General features: G+C 72.7%; 23 protein-coding genes. 19 read left to right on the top strand and 4 right to left on the bottom strand.

The features are described 5' to 3' along the window. The first annotated feature begins 3 nt into the window (after positions 1-3). From bchB to J3A75_RS13605, 14 genes are all read left to right on the top strand, one after another. Positions 4-1602, top strand: a complete 1599-nt coding sequence (gene bchB, locus J3A75_RS13670; RefSeq protein WP_024830327.1) for a ferredoxin:protochlorophyllide reductase (ATP-dependent) subunit B — start codon at positions 4-6, stop codon at positions 1600-1602. After that, entirely contained in the window at positions 1577-5281 is a 3705-nt protein-coding gene (locus tag J3A75_RS13665; protein ID WP_070999332.1) for a magnesium chelatase subunit H, read from the top strand. The genes bchB and J3A75_RS13665 overlap by 26 nt, the downstream gene beginning before the upstream one ends. After that, a complete protein-coding gene (bchL, locus tag J3A75_RS13660; protein WP_012318826.1) occupies positions 5278-6171 on the top strand; it encodes a ferredoxin:protochlorophyllide reductase (ATP-dependent) iron-sulfur ATP-binding protein in 894 nt (297 codons plus the stop codon). Before J3A75_RS13665 ends, bchL begins: the two co-directional genes overlap by 4 nt. Next, on the top strand, positions 6171-6926 hold the full coding sequence (bchM, locus tag J3A75_RS13655; protein ID WP_012318825.1) for a magnesium protoporphyrin IX methyltransferase: 756 nt from the start codon (positions 6171-6173) through the stop codon (positions 6924-6926). Before bchL ends, bchM begins: the two co-directional genes overlap by 1 nt. Next, positions 6923-8350 (top strand): BCD family MFS transporter, encoded by a 1428-nt coding sequence (locus tag J3A75_RS13650; RefSeq protein ID WP_070999331.1) that lies wholly within the window; start codon positions 6923-6925, stop codon positions 8348-8350. Before bchM ends, J3A75_RS13650 begins: the two co-directional genes overlap by 4 nt. A gap of 18 nt (positions 8351-8368) precedes the next feature. Beyond that, the gene (gene puhA, locus J3A75_RS13645; RefSeq protein WP_012318823.1) at positions 8369-9148 is read left to right on the top strand and encodes a photosynthetic reaction center subunit H; all 780 of its coding nucleotides are present in this window, start codon (positions 8369-8371) and stop codon (positions 9146-9148) included. Continuing rightward, positions 9145-9795 (top strand): photosynthetic complex putative assembly protein PuhB, encoded by a 651-nt coding sequence (gene puhB, locus J3A75_RS13640; RefSeq protein WP_012318822.1) that lies wholly within the window; start codon positions 9145-9147, stop codon positions 9793-9795. Before puhA ends, puhB begins: the two co-directional genes overlap by 4 nt. 11 nt (positions 9796-9806) lie before the next feature. Continuing rightward, positions 9807-10307: a photosynthetic complex assembly protein PuhC gene (puhC, locus tag J3A75_RS13635; protein WP_070999326.1), complete on the top strand. Its 501-nt coding sequence runs from the start codon at positions 9807-9809 to the stop codon at positions 10305-10307. After that, the gene (locus J3A75_RS13630) at positions 10307-10603 is read left to right on the top strand and encodes a hypothetical protein (RefSeq protein WP_012318820.1); all 297 of its coding nucleotides are present in this window, start codon (positions 10307-10309) and stop codon (positions 10601-10603) included. The genes puhC and J3A75_RS13630 overlap by 1 nt, the downstream gene beginning before the upstream one ends. After that, complete coding sequence (gene acsF / locus J3A75_RS13625) at positions 10600-11688, top strand: magnesium-protoporphyrin IX monomethyl ester (oxidative) cyclase (RefSeq protein WP_059409497.1); 1089 nt, start codon at positions 10600-10602, stop codon at positions 11686-11688. Before J3A75_RS13630 ends, acsF begins: the two co-directional genes overlap by 4 nt. Before the next feature lies 1 nt (position 11689). Continuing rightward, a complete protein-coding gene (puhE, locus tag J3A75_RS13620) occupies positions 11690-12484 on the top strand; it encodes a putative photosynthetic complex assembly protein PuhE (protein WP_012318818.1) in 795 nt (264 codons plus the stop codon). Positions 12485-12596: 112 nt separating this feature from the next. Continuing rightward, positions 12597-13814 (top strand): 5-aminolevulinate synthase, encoded by a 1218-nt coding sequence (gene hemA, locus J3A75_RS13615; protein ID WP_012318817.1) that lies wholly within the window; start codon positions 12597-12599, stop codon positions 13812-13814. A 177-nt stretch (positions 13815-13991) separates the two neighbouring features. Next, entirely contained in the window at positions 13992-15002 is a 1011-nt protein-coding gene (gene bchI / locus J3A75_RS13610) for a magnesium chelatase ATPase subunit I (protein WP_024830331.1), read from the top strand. Next, on the top strand, positions 14999-16699 hold the full coding sequence (locus J3A75_RS13605) for a magnesium chelatase subunit D (RefSeq protein WP_070999325.1): 1701 nt from the start codon (positions 14999-15001) through the stop codon (positions 16697-16699). The genes bchI and J3A75_RS13605 overlap by 4 nt, the downstream gene beginning before the upstream one ends. A gap of 31 nt (positions 16700-16730) precedes the next feature. Here J3A75_RS13605 and J3A75_RS13600 read toward each other — a convergent pair whose 3' ends face one another. Then, complete coding sequence (locus J3A75_RS13600; protein WP_012318814.1) at positions 16731-16877, bottom strand: hypothetical protein; 147 nt, start codon at positions 16875-16877, stop codon at positions 16731-16733. 210 nt (positions 16878-17087) lie between these two features. Between J3A75_RS13600 and bchO the strand changes: the two genes are divergently transcribed. From bchO to J3A75_RS13575, 5 genes are all read left to right on the top strand, one after another. Beyond that, positions 17088-17996, top strand: coding sequence for an alpha/beta fold hydrolase BchO (gene bchO / locus J3A75_RS13595; protein WP_024830333.1), 909 nt, complete (start codon positions 17088-17090; stop codon positions 17994-17996). Between the two features lie 101 nt (positions 17997-18097). Next, positions 18098-18883, top strand: a complete 786-nt coding sequence (locus J3A75_RS13590; protein WP_012318812.1) for a gamma-glutamyl-gamma-aminobutyrate hydrolase family protein — start codon at positions 18098-18100, stop codon at positions 18881-18883. A gap of 294 nt (positions 18884-19177) precedes the next feature. After that, positions 19178-19930: a guanitoxin biosynthesis heme-dependent pre-guanitoxin N-hydroxylase GntA gene (gene gntA, locus J3A75_RS13585; RefSeq protein WP_024830335.1), complete on the top strand. Its 753-nt coding sequence runs from the start codon at positions 19178-19180 to the stop codon at positions 19928-19930. 43 nt (positions 19931-19973) lie between these two features. Then, complete coding sequence (locus J3A75_RS13580; protein WP_209650288.1) at positions 19974-20570, top strand: DUF1989 domain-containing protein; 597 nt, start codon at positions 19974-19976, stop codon at positions 20568-20570. A gap of 222 nt (positions 20571-20792) precedes the next feature. Further along, positions 20793-22532, top strand: a complete 1740-nt coding sequence (locus tag J3A75_RS13575; protein ID WP_029359369.1) for a methyl-accepting chemotaxis protein — start codon at positions 20793-20795, stop codon at positions 22530-22532. A 102-nt stretch (positions 22533-22634) separates the two neighbouring features. Here the strand turns inward: J3A75_RS13575 and J3A75_RS13570 are convergent, their stop codons facing one another. The 3 genes from J3A75_RS13570 to J3A75_RS13560 all read right to left on the bottom strand — a co-directional run bounded on the left by J3A75_RS13570 (position 22635) and on the right by J3A75_RS13560 (position 25513). After that, positions 22635-23888 carry a cytochrome P450 gene (locus J3A75_RS13570; protein ID WP_070999321.1) on the bottom strand — a complete coding sequence of 418 codons (1254 nt, stop codon included), beginning with the start codon at positions 23886-23888 and terminating at the stop codon, positions 22635-22637. A 108-nt stretch (positions 23889-23996) separates the two neighbouring features. After that, positions 23997-25268, bottom strand: coding sequence for an NAD(P)/FAD-dependent oxidoreductase (locus J3A75_RS13565; protein WP_059409500.1), 1272 nt, complete (start codon positions 25266-25268; stop codon positions 23997-23999). Then, a complete protein-coding gene (locus J3A75_RS13560) occupies positions 25268-25513 on the bottom strand; it encodes a ferredoxin (protein ID WP_020095273.1) in 246 nt (81 codons plus the stop codon). Before J3A75_RS13560 ends, J3A75_RS13565 begins: the two co-directional genes overlap by 1 nt. Positions 25514-25715 lie beyond the last annotated feature (202 nt).

The following is a 25715-nucleotide window of genomic DNA, read 5'->3' as shown; positions in this document are numbered from 1 at the left end:
GCCATGCAGCTCACCCTCTGGACCTACGAGGGTCCGCCTCACATCGGCGCGATGCGCGTCGCCACGGCGATGTCCGGGCTGCATTACGTGCTGCACGCTCCGCAGGGCGACACCTACGCCGACCTGCTGTTCACCATGATCGAGCGGCGGGACGCCCGCCCGCCCGTGACTTACACGACCTTCCGTGCCCAGGATCTCGGCCGCGACACCGCCGAGCTGTTCAAGGAGGCGGTCGCCGCCGCGCACGCACGGTTCCGGCCCCAGGCCATGATCGTCGGCGCCTCCTGCACGGCCGAGCTGATCCAGGACGATCCGGGCGGCCTCGCCAAGGCCCTCGACCTTCCGATCCCGGTGATCCCGCTGGAGCTGCCCGCCTACCAGAAGAAGGAGAACTGGGGCGCGTCGGAGACCTTCTACCGGCTGGTCCGCGCGCTCGCCGGGGCTCCGGCCCCGCGCCCGGCGCGGGAGCCCGGGCGGCGCCCGCTCTGCAACATTCTGGGTCCAACGGCGCTGGGCTTCCGCCACCGGGACGACCTGATCGAGATCCGCCGGCTGCTCGATACCCTCGGCATCGCCGTGAATGTCGTGGCGCCGCTGGGGGCCACGCCCGCCGATCTGGGCCGGCTCCGGGACGCCGACTTCAACGTCGTGCTCTATCCCGAGACGGCCCGCTCCGCTGCGGACTACCTGAAGAAGGCCTTCGGGCAGCCGTTCACGCAAACCATCCCGATCGGCGTCGGCGGCACCCGCCGGTTCGTCGAGGAGGTGGCGGGCCTCGCCGGGATCGACCCGGCGCCGGTGCTCGACGGATCCGGCTCGCGGCTGCCCTGGTACTCCCGCTCGGTCGATTCGACCTATCTCACGGGCAAGCGCGTCTTCGTGTTCGGCGACGCCACGCACGCCATCGGCATCGCCCGGGTCGCCGCGAAGGAACTCGGCTTCACCCTCGTCGGGCTCGGCACCTACGGCCGCGAGTTCGCCCGCGAGGTCCGCGCCGAGGCGGCCGCGCACGGTATCGAGGCGCTGGTCACCGACGACTACCTCGACGTCGAGGCGGCGATCCGCGCGGCCGCGCCGGAACTCGTCCTCGGCACCCAGATGGAGCGCCACGTCGCCAAGCGGCTCGGCATCCCCTGCGCGGTGATCTCCGCGCCGGTCCACGTCCAGGACTTCCCGGCGCGCTACGCCCCGCAGATGGGCTTCGAGGGCGCCAACGTCCTGTTCGACACCCTGGTCCATCCGCTGATGATGGGCCTCGAAGAGCACCTCCTCGGCATGTTCCGGGAGGATCCCGAATTCCACGACGGCGTCGGCCCCTCGCATCTCGGCGGCAAGTCCTTCGGGACTCCGGCGGACGAGGCGTTCGAGGCCGCGGAACGGGCGCCGGCTGACACCCCTCCGACGCCGGCGCCCGTTCCGATCCTGCTTGAGCGGCCGGCCGCGACCGCGTGGTCGCCCGAGGCCGAGAAGGAGCTGAAGAAGATCCCGTTCTTCGTGCGGGGCAAAGCACGCACGAACACCGAGACTTTCGCGCGGGAGCGGCACCTGCCGCTCATCACCCTCGAGACCCTCTACGATGCCAAAGCGCATTACGGCCGCTAGGCCGCCGATCCGCGTCGTCATCGTCACGCTCGACAATCACTTGGCGAGCGCGGTGGAGCGGGCGCGCCTGCGCCTCCGGTCCGAGATGCCCGGGCTGGTGCTGGGCTTCCACGCGGCCGCCGAGTGGGACAACGATCCCGCGACGCTGGCGGCCTGTCGGGCCGACATCGCGCAGGCCGACATCGTGCTCTCGGCCATGCTGTTCATGGACGAGCAGGTGCGGGCGATCCTGCCGGCGCTGGCGGCCCGGCGCGCGGCCTGCGACGCGATGGTCGGCTGCCTCTCGGCCGGCGAGGTGGTGAAGACCACGAAGCTCGGCCGCTTCGACATGAGCGGCACCAAGCGCAGCGCCCTCGACTTCCTGAAGAAGCTGCGGGGCAAGCCGGGCCAGCAGGGCAATGCCGGCCGGCAGATGGCCCTGGTGCGCAAGCTGCCGAAGATCCTGCGCTTCATCCCGGGTTCGGCCCAGGACGTGCGCGCCTATTTCCTGACCCTGCAATACTGGCTGGCGGGCTCGGACGAGAACGTCGCCGCCCTGGTGCGCTTCCTCGTGCACCGCTACGCGGCCGGCGAGCGCGCCGCTTGGCGCGAGGGTCCGGCGGCGCCCGCACCCCTCGATTATCCGGAGACCGGTCTCTACCACCCGCGCCTCACCGGTCGGATCGGTGCCGACCCGTCGCGGCTGCCGCGCCTCACGGGCGCCAAGGGCCGGGTCGGCCTGCTGGTGATGCGCAGCTACGTGCTCGCCGGCAACACCGCCCATTACGACGGCGTCATCGCCGCCCTGGAGGCGCAGGGCCTCGACGTGGTGCCGGCCTTCGCCAGCGGCCTCGACAACCGCCCGGCGGTAGAGTCCTTCTTCATGGAGGACGGGCGCGCCTGCATCGACGCGCTGGTCTCGCTCACCGGCTTCTCGCTGGTCGGCGGCCCCGCCTACAACGACGCCGCCGCCGCCGAGGCGATGCTGGCCCGGCTCGACGTGCCCTACCTCGCCGCCCAGGCGCTGGAGTTTCAGACCCTGGAACAGTGGGAGGCGGGTGACCGCGGCCTGTCGCCGGTCGAGGCGACCATGATGGTCGCGATCCCCGAACTCGACGGCGCCACCACCCCGATGGTGTTCGGCGGCCGCTCCGCGAATTCCGGCGCCGACAACGCAAGGGACATGCGGGTCCATCCCGAGCGCGCGGCCCGGCTCGCCGAGCGGGTCGCGCGACTGGTATCGCTCCGCTGGACCGCGAAGGCCGAGCGGAAGCTCGCCGCGGTGCTGTTCAACTTCCCGCCCAATGCCGGCGCCACCGGCACGGCGGCGTTCCTGTCGGTCTACGCCTCGCTGCTCAACACGCTGAAGGGCCTGGCGGCGGACGGCTACACGGTCGAAGTGCCGGAGAGCGTCGACGCCCTGCGCGAAAAAATCCTCGACGGCAATGCCAAGCGCTACGGCACCCAGGCCAACGTCCACGCCCGCATTCCGGCCGAGGACCACCTGCGCCGCGAGCCCTACCTCGCGGAGATCGAGGCCCAGTGGGGCCCGGCGCCGGGCCGCCACCAGACCAACGGCGCCGACATCTTCGTGCTGGGCGCGCAGTTCGGCAACGTCTTCGTCGGGGTCCAGCCCGCCTTCGGCTACGAGGGCGACCCAATGCGGCTGCTGTTCGAGCGCGGCTTCGCACCGACCCACGCGTTCAGCGCCTTCTACCGCTACCTGCGCGAGGACTTCAGCGCCGACGCCGTGCTGCATTTCGGCACCCACGGGGCGCTCGAGTTCATGCCCGGCAAGCAGACCGGCCTGTCCGAATCCTGCTGGCCGGAGCGGCTGATCGGGGCGCTGCCCAACGTCTACCTCTACGCGGCCAACAACCCGTCCGAGGGGACGCTCGCCAAGCGGCGCTCGGCGGCGACGCTGGTGAGCTACCTGACCCCGAGCCTCGCGGCGGCCGGACTCTATCGCGGGCTGCTCGACCTGAAGAGCTCGATCGAGCGCTGGCGCGGCCTCGGCCCCGAGGCGGGCGGCGAGCGCGAGACGCTGGCGCGCCTGATCCAGGACCAGGGCGCGGCGGTCGATCTCGTCGCCGCCGAGCCGGCCTGGACCGGCGATCTGGAGGCTCGGGTCTCCGGCCTCTGGACCGCGCTGCAGGAGCTGGAGCAGACCCTGATCCCGCACGGCCTGCACGTGGTCGGCGCGGGCACGCCGGAAGAGGAGCGGGTCGATCTGCTCCTGGCGCTCGCCCAGTCGGCGCACGGCGTGCGGCCGGAGCGGGCCGGGATCGAGGCCCTCGTCACGGGGCAGGGGGTCGAGGCGGCGCTGACGGCTTCCGGCCTGCCCGCCGACGACGTGACCCGGGCGGCGTTCGCAAGTCTGGCGGAGACCGACCGGCTGCTGTCGCGCGACCACGAGGTTCCGGCGCTGCTGCGGGCGCTGGACGGCCGCTTCGTGCCGCCGGTGGCCGGCGGCGACCTGCTGCGCAACCCGGCCGTGCTGCCGACAGGCCGCAACCTCCACGGCTTCGATCCGTACCGCCTGCCCTCGGCCTTCGCGGTGGCGGACGGTGCCCGGCAGGTGGCCCGCATCCTCGAACGCTTCGCCGCGGACGGAAAACCCTGCCCGGAGAGCGTCGCCCTGGTCCTGTGGGGCACCGACAACCTCAAGAGTGAGGGCGGCCCGATCGCCCAGGCTCTGGCGCTGATCGGCGCCGCGCCCCGCTTCGACGGCTACGGGCGCCTGAGCGGCGCCGAGCTGATCCCGCTGGAGACCCTCGGCCGCCCGCGGATCGACGCGGTGGTGACCCTCTCGGGCATCTTTCGAGACCTGCTACCGCTGCAGACCAAACTCCTGGCGGAAGCGTCTTTCCTCGCCGCCACCGCCGACGAGCCCCTCGAACAGAACTACGTCCGCAAGCACGCCCTCGCGATCCAGGCCGAGCAGGGCTGCGATCTGGAGACGGCGGCGCTCCGGGTCTTCTCCAACGCCGAGGGCGCCTACGGAGCCAACGTCAATCACTTGGTCGACTCGGGCAACTGGGACGACGAGGCCGAGCTCTGCGAGACCTTCGCGCGCCGCAAGAGTTTCGCCTACGGCCGCACCGGCCGCCCGGCGCCGCAGCGGGCGCTGATGCAGGCGGTGCTCGCCTCCGTCGACATGGCCTACCAGAACCTCGACTCGGTCGAGGTCGGCGTCACCTCGGTCGACCACTACTTCGACGGGCTCGGCGGCATGGGCCGGGCGGTGGCCCGGGCCAAGGGCGAGTCGGTGCCGATCTACATCAGCGACCAGACCCGCGGGGAGGGGCGCGTCCGCTCCCTGGAGGAGCAGGTGGCGCTGGAGACGCGCACCCGGATGCTCAACCCGAAATGGTACGAGGGCCTGCTCGGCCACGGCTACGAGGGCGTCCGGCAGATCGAGACGCATCTCACCAACACGGTCGGCTGGTCGGCCACCGCCAACGCGGTCCAGCCCTGGATCTACGAGCGGATCACCGAGACCTACGTCCTCGACCCCGCCATGCGCGAGCGCATGGCCGCCTTGAACCCCACCGCCTCCGCCAAGGTCGCCCAGAGGCTGATCGAGGCGCACCGCCGCGGCTTCTGGACCCCCGACGCAGCGATGCGCGACGCCCTCGACCGGGCCGAGGAGGAGCTGGAGGACCGCCTGGAAGGCGTCACCGCAGGAGTGGCCGCATGAACATCGCGATCCGCAACCCCGTCGTGGCGCGAAAGGAGGAGGGGAGCCTTCAGGTCGCCCTCGATCCCGATCTGAAGATCGAGACCGCCAAGGTCTTCGCGGTCTACGGCAAAGGCGGGATCGGCAAGTCGACCACCTCGTCGAACCTGTCGGTGGCCTTCTCGAAGCTCGGCAAACGGGTGCTGCAGATCGGCTGCGACCCGAAGCACGACTCGACCTTCACGCTGACCAAGCGCCTCGCCCCCACGGTGATCGACGCGCTTGAGGCGGTGAACTTCCACTCGGAGGAGCTGCGCGTCGAGGATTTCGTGGTCGAGGGCTACAACGGGGTGATGTGCGTCGAGGCCGGCGGCCCGCCCGCCGGCACCGGCTGCGGCGGCTACGTGGTCGGCCAGACGGTGAAGCTCCTCAAGGAGCACCACCTCCTCGAAGACACCGATGTCGTCGTGTTCGACGTCCTGGGCGACGTGGTCTGCGGCGGCTTCGCCTCGCCGCTCCAGCACGCCGACCGGGCGCTGATCGTCACCGCCAACGACTTCGACTCGATCTTCGCCATGAACCGGATCGTCGCGGCGATCCACGCGAAGTCCAAGAATTACGGCGTGCGACTCGGCGGCGTCATCGCCAACCGCTCGGCCAAGACCGACGAGATCGACCGGTTCAACGACGCGGTCGGCCTGAAGCGGCTGGCGCATTTCCCCGACCTCGACGTGGTCCGCCGCTCGCGGCTCAAGAAGTCGACCCTGTTCGAGATGGAGTCCTCGCCGGAGCTCGACGCCGTGACCGCCGAGTACATGCGGCTCGCCGAGACGCTCTGGGCCGGCGCCGAGCCCTGCGAGGCGCAGCCCATGAAGGACCGCGACCTGTTCGAGTTTCTGGGATTCGACTGATGGCCAGCGCCAGCTACGACGCCCGCCGGGGCGAGCTGACCACCTACTTCGACCGCACCGCGGTCGAGGCGTGGTCGCGCCTGACCTCGGACGCGCCCGTGAGCCGGATCCGCGCCACGGTGCGGGCCGGGCGCGACGCCATGCGGGCCACGCTGCTCTCCTGGCTCCCGGCCGACATGACCGGCCTGCGTTTGCTCGATGCCGGCTGCGGCACCGGGGCGCTCAGCGTCGAGGCGGCGCGGCGCGGCGCCGAGGTGGTGGCGATCGACGTCTCGCCGACGCTGATCGGGCTGGCGCAGGAGCGGCTGCCGGCGATCGCCGGCGCGGGGCGCATCGATTTCCGGGTGGGCGACATGCTCGATCCCGGGCTCGGGCGGTTCGATCACGTGGTGGCGATGGATTCGCTGATCCACTACCGCGCCGCCGACATCGCCCGGGCGCTGGCGGTCCTGGGTGCGCGCACGGACGGGTCGGTGCTGTTCACCGTGGCGCCGCGCACGGCCCTGCTGACGCTGATGCACGCGGCCGGAAAATTCTTCCCGCGCGGCGACCGCTCGCCTTCCATCGTGCCGGTGACCGAGGGTGGATTGCGGCGGCGGATCGCCTCGGAGAGCGCCCTGGACGCCTTCGCCTGGGCGCAGAGCCACCGGATCAACAGCGGGTTCTACCTGTCGAACGCGGTGGCGCTGACGCGCACCCTGCCGCCCCGCGCGGATCGGGGCGGGGGCCCGGTGCAATCCGGGATGCGGCCATGACCCCCACCCGCAAGCTCACCGCCGCCCTGATGCGCCTCGGCCCGGCGGTGCTGCCCTTCGCGGACGCCGCCACCGCCGAGCTGCCGCTCGGGCGGCTGCTCCGCCTCGCCCTGTTCCAGGTCACCGTCGGCATGGCCGCGGTGCTGCTGATCGGCACCCTGAACCGGGTGATGATCGTCGAGCTCGGCGTCCCGGCCTGGATCGTCGCGATGATGCTGGCGCTGCCGCTGGTCTTCGCCCCCTTGCGGGCGCTGGTCGGCTTCCGCTCGGACACGCACCGCTCGGTGCTGGGCTGGCGGCGCGTGCCCTACATCTGGTTCGGCACGCTGCTCCAGTTCGGCGGCCTCGCGATCATGCCGTTCGCCCTGCTCATCCTGTCGGGCGACACGACCGGGCCGCTCTGGGTCGGCGACCTCTCGGCGGCGCTCGCCTTCCTGCTGGTCGGCGCGGGCCTGCACACGACCCAGACCGTGGGGCTCGCGCTCGCCACCGACCTCGCCCCCGCCCATGCGAGGCCGAAGGTGGTGGCGCTGCTCTGCGCGGCCCTGCTGTTCGGCATGATGGCGAGCGCGGTGCTGTTCGGCCTGTTCCTGGCCCATTTCTCGCCCGTCCGGCTGATCCAGGTGATCCAGGGCGCGGCCCTCGTCACCATCATCCTCAACGGGTTCGCCCTGTGGAAGCAGGAGCCGCGCGATCCGAACCGGACGCGGACGGCGCCGCAGCGGGACTTCCGGTCCTCCTGGCGGGCCTATGCGGGGCAGGGCACCGCCCGGCGCCGCCTCGTGGCGATCGGGCTCGGCACGGCGGGCTTCTCCATGCAGGACATTCTGCTCGAACCCTACGGCGGCCAGATCCTGCACCTCTCGGTGGCGGCCACCACGGCGCTGACCGCCTTGCTGGCCGCCGGTGGCGGGCTCGGCCTGCTGGTCGCGGCGCGCTGGCTCGGCCGCGGGGGCGACCCGTTCCGCGTCTCCGCGGTCGGCGTCGGGATCGGGATCCTCGCGTTCTCGGCGGTCGTGTTCGCCGCCCCGCTCGCCTCGGCCGACCTGTTCGCCGCGGGCGTGAGCCTGATCGGGCTCGGCGGCGGCCTGTTCGCCCACGGCACGCTCACCGCCTCGATGAACCGGGCCGGCCCCGAGGATACCGGGCTCGCGCTCGGCGCCTGGGGCGCCGTGCAGGCGACCGCGGCCGGCCTCTCGATCGCGGCGAGCGGCCTCGTGCGCGACGTGGGCGGCGCCATCGCCCAGTCGGGGGTGCTGGGCGAGGGCATGAACGAGCCGGCCATCGGCTACCTCATCGTCTACCACATCGAGATCGCCCTGCTGTTCGCCGCGCTGCTCGCGCTCGGACCGCTGGTGCGCGAGGACGCTCGGACAGAGGATCGGAACCGCATCGCCGACGGCCTTGCCGGCCGGACGGCCTGACATTCGGGGAGGACAGCCATGCCAACCGGCGCACTTACGGGTTACGTCGACGTCGCCCAGGTCGTGCTCTACGCCTTCTTCCTCTTCTTCGCGGGACTGGTCTTCTGGCTCCGCCGCGAGGACCGGCGCGAGGGCTACCCCCTGGAGAACGAGGCGGTCGGCCGGCGCAAGGCGGACGACCCGATCCTGATCCCGCGGTCCAAGGCGTTTCACCTGCCGGGCGGCGAGACGACCTACGCGCCGCAGGCGGTGCACGGCCGGGACGACATCGAGACCGGCATCCCGGCCCGCAAGGTCGAGCCCTGGCCGGGGGCGCCCTACGAGCGCACGGAATCGTCGCTCCAGGCCGGCGTCGGTCCCGGCTCCTGGGTGCTGCGGCACGACGTGCACGACCGGACCTGGGACGACGAGATCCGCATCGTGCCCCTCCGGGTGGCGAAGAACTTCGTCATCCACGAGGACGGCCCGAACCCGATCGGCATGACGGTGTTCGGCACCGACAGCGCCGTCGCGGGCGTGATCAGCGACGTCTGGGTCGACCGCGGCGAGTCGCTGATCCGCTACTACGAGGTCGAGCTCCCGACGGGCGGACGCCGGCTGATGCCGACCACGTTCTGCCGGGCCGGCGGTTTCACCAAGACGGTGACGACCGAGGCGCTGCTCGCGAGCCAGTTCGCCGACATCCCGACCACCCGCGATCCCGACAGCGTAACCTTCCTGGAGGAGGAGCGGATCATCTCGTATTTCGGCGCCGGCACGCTCTACGCGACGCCGGCCCGGGCGGAGCCCCTGATATGAGCGGCGACTTCCTCCCCGAAGGCACCCTGCGGGGTCTGCCCGGCCCGCTGCCGCCGGGCGAGCGCATCCTCTGGCAGGGCGCGCCGACCACCGCGGGCCTGCTGGTCCGAGTGTTCCACGCCCGCCTCGTGATCGCGTGGTTCTCGGTCTGCGCCCTGGCCTTCGGCCTCGCGGCGGGCTCGCCCGCGGCGGCGCTGAGGGTGGTGGCGCCGACCCTGGTGATCGGCGCCGGCGCCGTCGCGCTGCTCTGGCTGCTCGCCTGGCTCACCCACCGGACGACGCTCTACACGGTGACCAACCGCCGCGTCGTGCTGCAGGCCGGCATCGCCCTGCCGGTGACCCACAACCTGCCCTTCGCGCAGATCGAGACCGCGGCCCTGCGCGCCTTCACGGACGGCAGCGGCGACCTGCCACTGCGGTTGCAGCCGGGCCTCCGGATCGCCTACCTTCACATCTGGCCGCACGTCCGGCCCTGGCGTCTCGCCCGGACCGAGCCCATGCTGCGCTCCGTGCCGGACGCGGACGCCGCGGCGGCGCTGCTGGCACGCGCCCTCGAGGCCCATGCCGACGGCACCGCGCCGCCGGTCCGGGTGGCGCGTCTCGGCCGAGCGGACGAGAATCCCGGTCGCCTCGTCGCGGCCGAATAGGGAGGGGCACGATGGGCGAGCGGGCGGAAGGCGCCGGCCGGGCCACGGCATCGGCGGTCGCGGGACCGGCACCGGCGCTGCTGATGATCGGCGGCGGCGCGCTGATGGGCTTCACCATGCTGGCGGTCCTGATCGGCCGGAGCGAGAAGGTCGGCCTCGTCGCCCTGCCGCCCGCCAATGTGGTGGAACGGCTCGAATTCCGCGCCGAGGATCAGGTCGACGGCTCGATCGCCCTGCGGGACGTCGCCGACCGGCACATCGTGGCCTGGATCCGCCCCGGCGAGGACGGCTTCCTGCGCGGGACGCTGCGGGGCCTCGCCCAGGCCCGCCAGCGGGAGGGACTCGGCCCCGAGAAGCCCTTCAGCCTGACCCGCTACGACGACGGCCGCCTCGCGCTCGCCGACGAGGCCACCGGCCGCCAAGTGCCCCTGGAGGCCTTCGGGTCGACCAATGCCGGGGCCTTCGCCCGGCTGATGCCCGGGCCGGGCGCGCCCGCCACGGAGACGCGGTGATGGGCCTGTTCGGCAGCCGCACCGTCACCGTGCCCTGCACGGTGGAGATCGAGCAGACGCCCGAGAGCCTGCACGCGCACGTCACCCTCGATGCCGGCTTCGAGATCGAGCCCGGCGACGCGGTTCAGGTCCACGACGCGCCGACCTCGGTGCCCTACGGCGAGCGCCTCACCGTGCGGCGCACCGCCACGGTGACCAGGGCCGGCCCGCTGGAGCGGGCCTGGACCAAGCTCATCGCCCATCTCGAGCTGACCGAACTCTACGAGGTCAGCTTCTCCGAGAGGAGGAAGCTGTGAACGCACCCGTCCCGCCGCCCTCCGGCCAGCCCGTTCCGAAGACTCCGGTCAACGAGTCGACCCGGGCCGCCCAGGAGACGACCTTCCTGTCGCCCCGCTTCTACACGACCGACTTCGACGAGCTCGACCGGACCAACGTCGAGCCGGTACGCCGCGACTGGGACGTGCTGATCGCCGAGCTGCGCTCCGACCCGAACAAGCGCCACTTCACCCGCAACGCGGAGTTCGACTGCGACCTGTCGCGGATGGAGCCCGAGTTGCGGAAGGAGTTTCTGGACTTCTTGGTCTCTTCCATCACGGCAGAGTTTTCCGGCTGCGTGCTCTACGCGGAGATGCGCAAGCGCGCGAAGAACAAGGACATCAAGGAGCTGTTCGGCTTCATGAGCCGCGACGAGGCGCGTCACGCCGGCTTCATCAACGACACGCTGAAGGATTTCGGCATCGGCGTGGACTTGGGGTTCCTCACCAAGTCCAAAAAATACACGTTCTTCCGGCCGAAATTCATCTTCTACGCCACCTATCTCTCCGAAAAGATCGGCTACGCCCGCTACATCACGATCTTCCGCGAGCTGGAGCGGCACCCGGAGCGGCGCATCCACCCGATCTTCAAGTGGTTCGAACTGTGGTGCAACGACGAGTTCCGCCACGGCGAGGCCTTCGCGCTGCTGATGCGCGCGAACCCGAAGCTGACGAGCGGCGTGAACCGCTACTGGATCCGGTTCTTCCTGCTCGCGGTCTTCGCCACGATGTACGTGCGCGACCATCACCGCCCGGCCTTCCACGCGGCGCTCGGGGTCGATCCCAGCGACTACGACTTCAAGGTCTTCCGGATCACCTCGGAGATCTCCCGCCAGACCTTCCCGCTGGAGCTCGACCTCGACAACCCGAAGTTCAAGGCGGGGCTCGACCGGCTGCTCGCCTGCTCCCGGGCGATCGCCGACGCCAAGGCGCGGGGCGGCCTCGTCGGCAAGGCCCTGCAGGGGTTCCACGCCGCCCGGGCGGCGGTGACCTTCGCGCGGCTGTATTGTCTCCCCGTCAAGGCCAACGTCCTGCCGGCCGACATCCGTCTCCAGCCGGTCTGGTAGCATGGGGACCTACGCCGCCCCGGTCCTGTACGCGGTCCTGCTCTGGTGGTTCTCCACCGGGCTGATCCTGCTGCTCGACCACGCCCCGCGGCGGACGCATCCGTGGAGCATGGCCGGGGCGACCCTGCTGCTCGCCGGCGCCCTGGTGGCGATCCGGTCCAGCGCCGCCGACACGAGCGCCACGGGGGCCTACACGGCCTTCACGGCCGCGCTCGTCGTCTGGGGCTGGCAGGAGATGAGCTACTACATGGGCTTCCTGTCGGGCCCGCGGCCGGTCGCCTGCGCGCCGAGCGTGCGCGGCCTCGACCGGTTCCTCGCCGCGCTCGCCACCAGCCTGTGGCACGAATTCGCCATCGTGGTCGGCGGCCTCGCGATCCTGGCGCTGGTCTGGGGCAGCCCCAACCGCTTCGCCCTGTGGACCTACGGCACGCTGGTGGTGATGAACCTCTCGGCGCGGCTCAACCTGTTCCTGGGGGTGCGCAACCTCCACGCCGAGTTCCTGCCGGACCATCTCGGCTACCTCGCCTGCTACCTGTCCCGGAAGCCGATGAACCTGCTGTTCCCGGTCTCGGTGAGCCTCGGGACCATCGCGGCGGCCCTGCTCGGGCGCGCGGCGCTCGGCGCCGACCTGCTGGAGCACGAGCTGATCGGCTTCACGGTCCTGGCGACGCTGACCGCGCTCGCCACCCTGGAGCACTGGTTCCTGATGCTGCCGCTGCCCTCGGCGGAGCTGTGGCGCTGGAGCCTGCCCGCGCGGGCGCCCGGGGAAGCGGCCGGGCCGCCGGACCACGTGTAGGCCGAGGGATCATCGCGGGGCGACGCACGTCCACCAATCTGGAACTGGTCTTGTGCGAAGTCCGGTGTCACAGGCGGGATCAACCCGCAGGATTTGTTCGGGGAGAGGCGACATGGATTACGAGACCTTCTTCGAAGGCGAGATCGCCGGGCTCCACCGGGAGGGCCGCTACCGGGTCTTCACCGACCTCGAGCGCCACGCGGGCAACTTCCCGCACGCCACCCACCACCACGCCTCCGGCACGCGGCCGGTCACGGTCTGGTGCTCCAACGACTATCTCGGCATGGGCCAGCACCCGGCCGTGACGGGGGCGATGCACGCGGCGATCGACCGCTGCGGCGCCGGGGCCGGCGGCACCCGCAACATCTCGGGGACGAACCACTACCACGTGCTGCTGGAGCGCGAGCTCGCCGACCTCCACGGCAAGGAGGCGGCCCTGCTGTTCACCTCCGGCTACGTGTCGAACTGGGCGGCGCTGGGGACCCTGGCGTCGCGCCTGCCGAACTGCGCGGTCTTCTCCGATTCCGAGAACCACGCCTCGATGATCGAGGGCATCCGGTTCTCCCGCGCCGAGCGCCACATCTTCCGCCACAACGACCCGGAGGACCTGAACCGCAAGCTCGCGCTGGTCGACCCGGCCCGGCCGAAGCTGGTGGCCTTCGAGTCGGTCTACTCGATGGACGGCGACATCGCGCCGATCGCCGAGATCTGCGACGTGGCCGAGGCCCACGGGGCGCTCACCTATCTCGACGAGGTCCACGCGGTCGGCCTCTACGGGGCGCGCGGCGGCGGCATCTCGGAGCGGGACGGCGTCGCCCACCGGCTCGACGTGATCGAGGGCACGCTCGGCAAGGCCTTCGCGGTGCACGGCGGCTACATCACGGCCTCCGAGAAGCTCTGCGACTTCGTGCGCAGCTTCGCCTCGGGCTTCATCTTCACGACCTCGCTGCCCCCGGCCGTCGCGGCGGGCGCGGCGGCGAGCATCCGCCACCTCAAGGAGAGCGGCGCCGAGCGCGCCCGGCATCAGGAGCGCGTGGCGAAGGTCCGGCAGGCCCTGGAGGCCGCCGACATCCCGACCATGCCCAACGACAGCCACATCGTGCCGGTGATGGTCTGCGATCCCGTGCTCTGCAAGGGGATCTCCGACACCCTGCTCGACGAGTTCGGCATCTACGTGCAGCCGATCAACTACCCGACCGTCGCCCGCGGCACCGAGCGCCTGCGGATCACGCCGTCGCCGCTGCACACGGACGCCGACATCGCCCATCTGGTCCAGGCGCTCACCACGATCTGGGGGCGGATCGGGCTCCGGCAGAAGGCGGCGGAGTAGGGCTTCCCTTCTCCGACCCACCCCCTCATCCTGAAGTGCCCGCGGCGGCGGGCCTCGAGGGAGGGCTCGGGCCGGCCGCGCGATCCCTGGAGTTCCCCTTCGAGGCCTTCGCCGCGCTCCGGCACCTCAGGATGAGGGGGGTGGGTCGGATGCCCCCCGCAGCGTCGAGTCACACCCGTGCCCACCTTTCCCTTCTCGGCCATCGTCGGCCAGGACGAGATGCGCCAGGCGCTGCTGATCGCGGCGGTGGACCCGGCGGTCGGCGGCGTGCTGGTCTTCGGCGACCGCGGCACGGGCAAGTCCACGGCGATCCGGGCGCTGGCCGCCCTGCTGCCGCCGATGCGGGCGGTGGTCGGCTGCCCGTACAATTGCGATCCCGACGGCCCGGCGGAGAGCTGCCCGCACTGCGCCGAGGGTGGCCCGCGCAAGAGTCATAAGAAGCCGGTGCCCGTCGTGGACCTGCCGCTCGGCGCCACCGAGGACCGGGTGGTCGGCACCCTCGACCTGGAGCGGGCGCTCGGGGCCGGCGTGAAGGCGTTCGAGCCGGGGCTGCTGGCGCGCGCCAATCGCGGCTTCCTGTACATCGACGAAGTGAACCTCCTCGAGGACCACCTCGTGGACCTGCTGCTCGACGTGGCGGCCTCCGGGGTCAACACCGTGGAGCGCGAGGGCCTGTCGCTCCGCCACCCGGCGCGGTTCGTCCTCGTCGGGTCCGGCAACCCGGAGGAGGGGGAGTTGCGCCCGCAGCTCCTCGACCGGTTCGGGCTGGCCTGCGAGGTCGCGACCCCGAAGGACATCCCGACCCGCATCGCGGTTGTGCGCGCCCGCGACGCCTACGAGCGCGACCCGGAGGGTTTCTGCGCGGCGCACGCGGGTGGCGAGCGCAAGATCCAGAAGAGCATCCTGCTGGCGCGGGAGCGCCTGCCCGCGGTGACTGTCCCGGACGCCGCCCTGGAGCGCACGGCGCGGCTCTGCCTGGCGCTGGGCACCGACGGGCTGCGCGGCGAGCTGACCCTGATGCGCACCGCGCGGGCGCTGGCCGCCCTCGACGGCGCCGGGGCGGTGACCGACGACCACCTCCGGCGCATCGCCCCGGCCGCCCTGCGCCACCGGCTGCGTCGCAACCCGCTGGACGAATCCGGTTCCACCGCCCGGGTGGAGCGGGCGCTGGCGGAGGTGTTCGCGTGACGGGCGCGCGGCTTCTCCCTCCCCGCGCAGAGGTCGGAAGGCGTGCGCTCGATCTCTGGGCCGATGCTCGTCTCGCCGCCCGTCTGCTCGCCGCCGACCCGCACGGGCTCGGCGGCGCGGTGCTGCGCGCCTCCCCCGGCCCGGTGCGCGAGCGCTGGCTCGAGATCCTGAGGGCGGCGCTGCCGCCCGGAACGCCCTGGCGGCGCCTGCCGCCCGGCATCGGCGACGACGGCCTGCTCGGCGGCCTGGATCTCGCCGCGACCCTGGCGGCGGGCCGCCCCGTCGCGCGGGCCGGGCTGCTCGCGGAGGCCGATGGCGGGATCGTCCTCGTCCCCATGGCCGAGCGTCTGCCGCCGGGCACCGCGTCGCGGCTCGCGGCCACCCTCGATACCGGCACGGTCTCCGACCGCCGCGCCCGGTTCGGCCTGATCCTCCTCGACGAGGGCGTGGCGGACGAGACGGTCGCCGAGGCGCTGGCCGATCGCCTCGCCTTCCGGATCGACCTGAGCGGGCTCGGCCTGGCGGAGGCCGCGGCGGCCGAGCCAGAACCCGCCGCAGGCGCACCGGAGCCCGACCCGGTCGGCAGCCTCTGCGCCCTGGCCGAGGCCTTCAGGATCGCGTCGCTGCGCGGGCCGATCCTGGCAGCGCGGGTGGCGCGCGCCCTCGCGGGAGTCGGGCCGATCGACCAGGCGGCGATCGTGGCGGCCGGGCGCCTGGTCCTGGCGCCGCGCGCCACGCGCCTGCCCGCACCGGAGCAGCCCGCCTCCGAGACCGCGGAGGCGCCGCCGGCGGAGCCGCCCGAGCCGAACGAGGCGGAGGCGTCGGATCCGGCCGCCGCGGAGGCGCCCGACGACGTCGTGCTGGAAGCGGTGCGCGCCGCGATCCCGCCGAACCTCCTCGACCAGCTGCTGGCGGGCGCGCAGCGTCTCCCGGCCGCGAGGGCCGGCCGGGTCGGGCAGGCGGCCTCCGCCCGCACCGGGCGCCCTGTCGGCAGCCGGCGGGGCGACCCGCGGCGGGGACGCCTGGACCTGCTCGCCACCCTGCGGACGGCGGCGCCCTGGCAGGCGCTGCGGCGCGACCCGGAGGAGGCGCGCCGCATCGTGGTGCGGCGGGACGATCTGCGGATCCGGATCCTCAAGCAGCGGACCGAGACCACCACGGTGTTCTGCGTGGACGCCTCGGGCTCGGCCGCCCTGGAGCGGCTGGCCGAGGCCAAGGGCGCGGTCGAGCTGCTGCTGGCGGAGGCCTATGTCCGCCGGGACCGGGTGGCGCTGGTGGCGTTCCGCGGCGCCGGCGCGGATCTGGTCCTGCCGCCGACCCGCTCGCTCACCCGGGCCAAGCGGGGGCTCTCGGGACTGCCGGGCGGAGGCGGGACGCCCCTCGCGGCGGGAATCGACGCCGCGGTCGCGGTGGCGCTGGGCGTGCGCCGCGGCGGCAGCCGGCCGGCGATCGTGCTGCTGACCGACGGGCGCGCCAACGTCGCGCGGTCGGGGGAGGGGGGACGGGTCCGCGCGGGCGCGGAGGCCCTGCAGGCGGCCCGCGCGTTGCGTGCGGCCGGGCTGCCGGCCCTCGTGGTCGATACCGGCACACGGGGTGAGGAGGCCCGTTCGGTCGCGAGCGCGATGGGCGCCCGCTACCTGAAGCTGCCGCGGGTCGAGGCCGGTCAGATCAGCGCGGCGGTGCGGGCGGCGCTCTGAGTGCCGCGCGCGTCAACCTCGGGCCAGGGTGTCAGAGGTCGCCGCCGATGCCGCTGTCGGCGAGGCGCTGGTGGTGGGCGAGCCAGGAGTTCAGCATCTCGCGCACGATGGCCTTGAGGCTCCAGCCGCCGGAGACGGGGGCGGCGATGTTCTGGGTCGAGGAGGTGAAGAGGATCATGGCCTTCTCCGAAGTTGGCGAACGCGTCTTGTTCTTGCTCGCCCGTGATATGCCGCCGCTGTTGCAGCGCAGCAATCGGTCTCCGCTCACCGGTGGCATGCGGCCGCCGCATGGGATTGTTCAGTGTTACGAAATACTTCCGGCCATGAACGATAGCGCCGCCGCCTCCCCCGGATCGCCCGGCGATGCCGCAGTGCAGGATACGGGCCCATGCTGACCGGTCTCGACGCGGAGCGGCCGGACTGGGCCGTGGAGGGCCGGGACTGGCCCCATCGGGAGGCGAGCCGCTTCGTGGAGGCGGCCGGCCTGCGCTGGCACGTCCAGGAATTCGGGTCTCCGGACGCCCCGACATTGCTGCTCCTGCACGGGACCGGGGCGGCCACGCACTCGTGGCGCGGGCTGGCGCCGCTCCTCGCGCGGGACTTCTTCGTGATCGCCCCGGACCTGCCGGGCCACGGCTTCACGGATCCGCTGCCCGACGCTGACCTGTCCCTGCCCGGCATGGCCCGGGCCGTGGCGGGCCTCGTGGCGGCGCTCGGCCGGCCGCCGGCCCTGGCGGCGGGCCACTCGGCCGGCGCCGCCGTCCTCGCGCGGATGTGCCTCGACGGCGCCATCGCGCCCCGGTTGCTGGCGGCCTTCAACGGCGCCCTGGCGCCGCTGCCGGGGGCGGCCAACCTGCTGTTCCCCAGCATGGCGCGGCTGCTGTTCCTCAACCCCTTCACCCCCCGCATCTTCGCCTGGACGGCGGACCGGTCCGCGGCCAAGCGGCTGATCGAGGGGACCGGCTCGCGCCTCGACCCGGAGGGCGTCGACCTGTACCGGCGGCTCTTCGCCCGGGCCGGCCATGTCCGCGGGGCGCTGGGCATGATGGCGAACTGGGATCTCGCCGGGCTGCACCGGGCGCTGCCCGGCCTCGCGACCCGGACCCTGCTGATCGTCGGCGGCGACGACAAGGCGATCCTGCCGGACACCGCCTTCGCGCTGCGCGATCGCCTGCCCGACGCCCGCGTCCGCCTGATCCGCGGGCTCGGCCACCTCGCCCATGAGGAGGCGCCCGAGCGCGTGGCCGAGGTGCTCCGCGCCGAGGCTTCGGACGCGGGTGTGCTGTCGCCGCCGTGAGCCGCATAGGACTGGCGCCGGCCTTGCGTGGGTCGTAGAGCCTGCCGCGGAGCGCGGCGGCCGCCGCGCGGCCAGGACAGGATCGAGGAGCAGCCGGGACGATGACGAGACCCGTGATCGGCGTCATCGGCAACGCGCGCCTGATCGACAGCCGCTTCCCGGCACAGATCGTCGGCGAGAACAACATGCGGGCGGTCGCCGCGGTGGCCGGCGCCCTGCCGCTGATGTTCGCCGCCGTCCCGGCGATCACCGACCTCGGCGACCTCCTCGACACCGTGGACGGCGTCCTGCTCACCGGGGGCCGCGCCAACGTCCACCCGGCGCGCTTCAACACCGAGCCCTGCGCGGCGCACGAGCCCTACGACGAGGATCGCGACGCCGTGGCGCTGCCGCTGATCGAGGCCTGCGTGGCGCGCGGCGTGCCGCTGTTCGGCATCTGCCGCGGCTTCCAGGAGATGAACGTCGCCTTCGGGGGCAGCCTGCACCCGGAGATCCGCGATCTGCCGGGCCGGCTCAACCACCGCATGCCGCGCCTCGAGAACGGCGAGATCCACCCGGACCTGGAACTGATCTTCGCCGACCGTCACGAGGTCAGGCTGGCGCCCGGGGGCACCTTCGCCCGCCTCCTGGAGCGCGAGACGATCCGGGTGAACTCCCTGCACGGCCAAGGTATTCTGGAGCCGGGCGGGCGGATCGTGGTCGAGGGCATCGCCGAGGACGAGACGGTCGAGGCGATCCGCGTCCGCGACGCGGCGGACTTCGCGCTGGGCGTGCAGTGGCACGCCGAGCACGACCCGGCGACCAACCCGATCAACCGCGCCCTGTTCGAGGCCTTCGGGGCCGCCGCGGCGACGCGGCACCGGGCGCGAACGGCCGGGCGGGCCTGAGCTTCCGCCCGGCGGATCGGCCCAGTCCAGGCGGCCCTCGCGGCAGCACAGCGCCGGAGCGGTGCCAGTCCGGCGAGTCTTTCCTGCCTTAACCTATGTTTATCCGGCACGCCTGATCCACGGAATATTGGCTGATCGGCGGAGCACAACTTACCCGCGTTCAGCCGGATTCACCCTGTCCCCCGGACGACCTGTCGCAGGACGGAACAGCGGCCGCCCGGTGGTGTTGCCGGAGTCCCGAACAGCGGCCGCCTCGCGTCGAGGCCGGCCGCACAGAGACCGGGCAGGACCCGCATGCATCTCCCCCGCGACGACCGAGAGCACCCCCGTGCCGAGGCCTTCCGCGACTTCATCCGGAATCCGCCCTTCCCCTGCGTGGGCGCCAAGTCGGCCCTGTCCCGCGGGCGGATGCGGATCGTGGTGGCCCGGGACATCACCTCGGGTTGGGACGACATGCGGATCTACCCGGCGCTGCTCGCCTTCGTGGCGCAGTACCGCGCGCAGCCCGACCTGTTCCAGAGTTTCGCGGTCGTGTTCGAGGGTCCGGGCGATCTCTCGGAGGAAGCGTTCGAGCGGAATCTCTGGGCGCGCGCGCAATCCCTGACCGACAAGGATGCCTGGCTCGGTCAGCCCCACGATGCCCGCGTGGCCGAGGATCCCGACAACCCGCACTTCTCCCTGAGCTTCGGCGGCGAGGCGTTCTTCGTGGTCGGGCTGCACCCGCAGGCGAGCCGGCCGGCGCGGCGCTTCTCGTCGCCGGTCCTGGTCTTCAACCTGCACGCGCAGTTCGAGCGGCTGCGGGCGGAGGGGCGCTACGAGAAGCTGCGCGCCGCGATCTTGGAGCGCGACGAGGCCCTCGCCGGCAGCGTGAACCCGATGCTGGCGCGCCACGGCGAGGCCTCGGAGGCGCGCCAGTACAGCGGCCGCGCGGTCGACGCGGACTGGCGCTGCCCGATGAAGGGCCGACCGGCACCGGCCCCCGAGGCGCGGGACTGGCACCCGCCGGTCCTGCCCTTCGACCGCGGCCTGCCGGGCAGCGGCGCCTGAGCCGGTCGGATCGCGGGCCTCGAACGGAGTGAGCCAACCCACCATGTGCCAAGACGACGTGCAGACGATCGAGCCGCGCTCCGGCGTCGCCTTCACCCTCGAGCAGGGTCAGCGCCTCACGGTGATCGACCCGTGCGGGGAGCAGGTGGCCGACCTTCTCGCCTTCAACCGCCACGATACGGGGGAGGTGATCTCGTCGGGCCGGACCCTCGACTACGCCAGCCGGATCTACCTGACCACCGGTGACCCGCTCTACTCGAACCGCTCCAACATCCTGCTGCGGATCGTCGAGGACACGGTGGGGCGGCACGATTTCCTGCTGACGCCGTGCTCGTCCGACACGTTCCGCATCATCTACGGCGACACGAACCCGCATCGCGGCTGCTTCGGCAACCTCGCGGCGGCGCTCGCCCCCTACGGCATCGCGCCGGACGCGATCCCGGTGGCGTTCAACTGCTTCATGAACGTGCCGGTCGACGGCGCGACCGGGGCGCTCACCGTGGCGCCGCCCCTCAGCCGGGCAGGGGACCGGATCGTGTTCGTGGCCGAGACCGACCTGATCATCGGGCTCACCGCCTGCTCCGCCCTGCAATCCAACAACGGCAGCTTCAAGCCGATCCACTACAGCGTCAGCGCGTAGCTGCAGGCCGTCAAACGGCCCGGCCCGGCCCCGATACTAATCTGTGTAAACCTCTAGACTGAACCGCATTCGCTGACTTGGCACCGATATTCGCCTCCGAAGTGCCGGCTAACGGCCTCACATCTTTGCGATTTACTAACCCGATTGCACGACGCTGATGCGGTGCAGCGCCGACGGCGAGTCCATGCCGGCCGGCCGAACGCCTCCTCTTCCGGTGCTCGGATGACCCCCACGCAGACCAGCCGCCCGCCCGCCGACCGTGCCGCGCCGTGGCAGGGCCTCGCCGATCTCCGGCTTCGCCACAAGCTCGCGGCCGTGATGGCCCTGGTGCTCCTGGCCATCGGCGCCCTCAGCGCCCTGAGCTTCGTCGACATGCGCGGCTCGGCGCTCGAGGACCGCGCCCTGATGACCAAGCGCCTGACCGAGGTCGCGCAGAGCCTGCTCGTCCACTACGAGGCGCAGGCCCGGACGGGCCAGATGCCCGTCGCCGAGGCGCAGAAGGCCGCGCTCGCGGCGATCACCGCCCTGCGCTTCGGCAGCGAGGACTACTTCTTCGTCCTCGACGCCCAGGGCCACCTGATCGCCAACGCCTTCAACGCCAAGAACGTCGGCAAGCAGGTGCTGGACCAGACCGACGTCCCGGGCGGGAAGCGCTACTTCGCCGAGATGGTCGAGACCGCCAAGCGCGACGGCTCCGGCTTCGTCGACTACATGAAGCCGCGCGCCGGCGGGTCCGTGCCGGTGGAGAAGGTCGCGAGCGTGCAGATGTTCAAGCCGTGGGGCTGGATCGTCGCCACCGGCCTGTACCGCGACGACGTCCACGCGGCCGTGCGCGACCGGGCGATCACCCTCGGGCTCTGGTCGGCCGGCCTCGCCCTGCCGATCCTGGCGCTGCTCCTGCTCGTCGGCAACGGCCTGTCGCGCCCGATCACCCGCCTGACCGCGGCGATGCGCGGCCTCGCGGACGGCGACCTCGCGGTGACGGTCGCCGACCAGCGCCGCGGCGACGAGGTCGGCGCCATGGCGCGCGCCGTCCAGGTGTTCAAGGACGCCCTGATCGCCAAGCGCGCGGCCGACGCGGCCGCCGTGACGGAGAGCGAGGCGAAGATGCGCCGCGCCCAGATGCTGGACGACGTCACCGCCCGGTTCGATGCGCAGGTCAGCGCGCTGACGCAGGGCCTGTCGGCGGCCGCGGTGGAGATGGAGGCCACGGCCCGGGAGATGACGCGCACGGCCGCGCGGACCACCGACCAGTCGGTGCGCGTCGCCGCGACCTCCGAGCAGACCTCCAGCAACGTGCAGACCGTGGCGGCGGCCAGCGAGGAGATGGCCGCCTCGATCAACGAGATCGCGTCCCGCGTCGCCCAGTCCTCCGCGATGGCCGACCGGGCCGGCACGGACGTGGCTCAGACCAACGCGCTGATGCAGGTGCTCTCCCGCGGCACGGACCAGATCAGCGAGGTGATGGGCCTGATCGCCGGGATCGCCGGGCAGACCAACCTGCTGGCCCTCAACGCCACCATCGAGGCCGCGCGCGCCGGCGAGGCGGGCAAGGGTTTCGCCGTGGTGGCGGGCGAGGTGAAGGCACTGGCCTCGCAGACCGCCCGGGCGACCGAGACCATCGCGACGCAGATCGCGGCCATCCAGAACGAGACGCGGCAGGCGGTGGAGTCGATGCGGACGATCGGGGGCACGATCGAGGAGATGCGCACGGTCGCGCTCAGCGTGGCCGCCGCCATGGAGGAGCAGGGCGCGGCGACGAGCGAGATCGTCCGCAACGTCACGCAGGCGGCGCAGGGCACCCAGGCGGTGAGCACCGACATCGCCGACGTCCGGCAGGCGGCCCGCGAGACCGGCGCGGCCTCCGATCAGGTGCTGAGCGCCGCGCAGGAACTGGCCCGCTACTCGACGAGCCTAGGCCAGGAGGTCGCGACCTTCCTCGCCGCCGTGAAGGCCGCCTGACAGCGGAGCGCCGGGCCGGCCGGGGCGGGCTGAGGCGGCGACCCGGCCGCAGATCGTCCGGCCCCCCGTCTCGGCGGCCGCCCGGCCTCGCGGCCCCTCGGCTCACGCGATCCCGTCGATCGCCACCCGCAGGTGCTCCGGACCGCGCAGGGCGGCGCCCGGCCGGTAGGGCGGCGGGTCCTCGATGAGGCGCGGCGCCTTCAGCCGGCGGGCGAGGGCGGTGAGCGCCGCCTCGGCCTCGAACCGGGCGAGCGGCGCGCCCACGCAGTAGTGCAGGCCGCCGCCGAACCCGAGATGGCGGGTTCCGGCGCGGTCCGGGTCGAACCGGTCGGGATTGGGGAAGACGGCCGCGTCGCGGTTGCCGGAGGCCAGCAGCAGCACGAGATCGGCCCCCTCGGGGACCGTGACCCCCGCGATGTCGATGGGCGACAGGGTCCGCCGCGTCCGGAACTGCACCGGCGGCTCGTAGCGGAGCAGCTCCTCGATCAGCCGCGGGGCCCGGAGCGGATCCTGCCGCAGGCGCTCCAGCTCGTCCGGATGCCGCAGCAGGGTCAGCAGGCCGTTGGTGATCAGGTTCACGGTGGTCTCGTGCCCGGCGACCAGCATCAGGATCGAGGTGGCGATCAGGTCGTAATCGCCCATCTTCACGCCGGCCGGGGTGGCGTGGTTGGCGAGGCCCGACAGCATGTCGTCCTGCGGGTGCCGGCGCTTCTCCTTGATCAGGTCGCCCATGTAGCCGCCGATCGCGTCGAAGGTCCGGCTGTTCGCCGCGCGGATCTCGGGGTCCGACAGGCTGTCGGGCTCCAGCGCGGTGGCGAGCTGGGTCGCCCAGCCGTGGAATTTCGGCTCGTCCTCCCGGGGCACGCCGAACAGCTCGCAGATCACCGTCACGGGCAGCGGGTAGGCGAGGTCGTCGACCGCGTCGATCTCCCGGGCACCGCATTTCTCGTCGAGCAGGTCGGCCACCAGCCGGTCGGAGCGGGCGCGCATCGCCTGGACGCGCTCGCGGGAGAACTGGTGCATCACCGCCGAGCGCAGCGCGTCGTGGTCCGGCGGGTCGCGGAAGATGAAGACCCGGTGCCGGTCCATCATCCAGTCCTTGAGCGGCTTCACGATCAGGTCGGTGAGGGGGTTGCCGGTGCGGGGCCGGTCGGCCGGCGGCAGGGTGTCGGAGCTGACCCGCGGGTCCTGCAGCAGGCGCGCGATGGTGCCGTGGCTCGCCGCCACCCACGTGCCCGCCTCGGTGCCGTCATCCTGGCGCGAGACGGGATTCTCCCGCAGCTTCGCGTAGACCGGGTAGGGGTTCGGCCGGTTGGCGAAGTCCTTGACCTGATCGAGGAGGGTGGCGTCGGGCATGCGGTCTCCTTCACACTTCGGGACAGATGCCGCGACAGCAAAGGCTTCGCGCATCGTGGCGGTTCCGCATCCGGGTCCGCGTCGTCCGCGCGACGCGGTCGGGCGGTCCTAGGCGAAGCCCGGCTCGAAGACCGTGACGCCCTTCGGTCGGTCGGTCGCGGCGCCCTCGGGCGGGAACGGCGCGCGGGCCTCGACCAGCTCGGCATGGGCCGGCAGCCAGCGGGCGGAATCCACCGAGACCGCCGCGATGCAGCGCCCCGCGCGGCCGTAGGTGGCGACGAACCGGCCGGCGGCCGCGTCGCCCTGCGTGATCGCCACCGCGTCGGCGCCCTCGGTCAGGCCGACGGACTTCACCACGAGGTCGCCCTGCGTCGACCAGAAGGTCGGCAGGGCGCCGTAGGGCGCCCCGGGCTCCGCGCCGGCGAGGAGCCGGCCGGCATGGACGCCCTGCGCCACCGCGTGGCTCCAGTGCTCCAGGGCGACGCGCCGGCCGTCGTAGAGCGGGTGGGGAAAGCGCGCCACGTCGCCGGCGGCGGCGATGCGCGGGTCGGGCCTGCCGTCGGTATCGAGGACGTGGCCGCGGGCGTCGCAATCGACCCCGCCCGGATCCGCCGACAGGCCGGCCCCGTCGAGCCACTCGGTGTTGCGCACGGCCCCCAGGGCGATGACGGCGATGTCGGCCGCGAGGCTGCTGCCGTCGACGAGATGGGCGCGAACCAGCCGGCCGTCCCGGCCCTCCAGCCACTCGACCTCGCGGCCGCACCGCAGCGCGACGCCGTGGCCCTCGTGGATCGCGCCGATGAACGCCCCGACGGTGCTGCCGAGGACGCGGCCCAGCGGCGTCGGGCCCGGCTCGACCAGGGTGACCGGCAGGTCGAGCTGCCGGCACAGGCTCGCGACCTCGCAGCCGATGAAACCGGCGCCGATCACCAGCACGTGCTTCGGGCCGGCGGCCAGCGCCCGCCGCAGGGCGGCGGCGTCGTCCCGCCCGCGCAGGGTGAAGACGCCGGCGAGGCGGCCCTCGTGCGGATTCGCCCAGGGCCGGGCGCGGGTGCCGGTGGCGATGAGCAGGCGGTCGTAGGGGAGGATCCGCCCGTCCGCGAGGCTGACCGTGCGCGCCTGCCGGTCGAGGCGCTGCGCCGCGCTGCCGAGCTGCCACTCCGCCGCGAGGGCGCCGATTCCCGGCAGGGTCGTGGCCTCCGCCGGGATCGCGCCGGTGAGGACGTGCTTCGAGAGCGGCGGCCTGTCGTAGGGAAAATGGGGCTCGTCGCCGACGATCGTCAGCGGGCCGGAGAAGCCCGCTTCGCGCAAGGCCTCGGCCCCGCGCAGCGCCGCGAGGCCGGCGCCCACGATCAGGACACGCCCGGGCTCCCACGCCATCAGGCGCCCCGCTCCGGATCCTCGACCCGGATCGCCTGGACCGGGCAGGCGACGCGCGCCCGCTCGATGTCGTCCCGGTCCCGCGCGGCGGGGGCGGGATCGTAGAACAGCGCCTCGTGCCCCTCGATGCGGAAGTGCCGCGGCGCCGCGTAGCAGCACTGGGCGTAGGCCTGGCACAGGTTGAGGTCGACGCTCACCCGAAGGCCGGGTGGGGGACCGGAGGACGCATCGGCGGGGGCGGACATGGCGGAGCAACCGCGCGCGGCGCCGCGGGTTCCGCGGGCCTTCGTCGCGGGCCTCGGTCGCGGGTTCCATCGCTGGTATCGCCGCCGCCGGTCGTCGGACGGCCCGTCCGCGTCCGGCGCCGGCCGTCATCCGTATTAAACGTGTTTCGGCGATCCTGGTGGAAATGCAGCGACGCGATTCCCCTGCGCGGCGGTTCGATCT

The organism is Methylobacterium sp. PvP105 (genome assembly GCF_017876975.1).
In the GTDB taxonomy this organism is placed as follows: Bacteria; Pseudomonadota; Alphaproteobacteria; order Rhizobiales; family Beijerinckiaceae; genus Methylobacterium; species Methylobacterium radiotolerans.
This window is presented reverse-complemented; position numbering and strand designations above follow the sequence as displayed.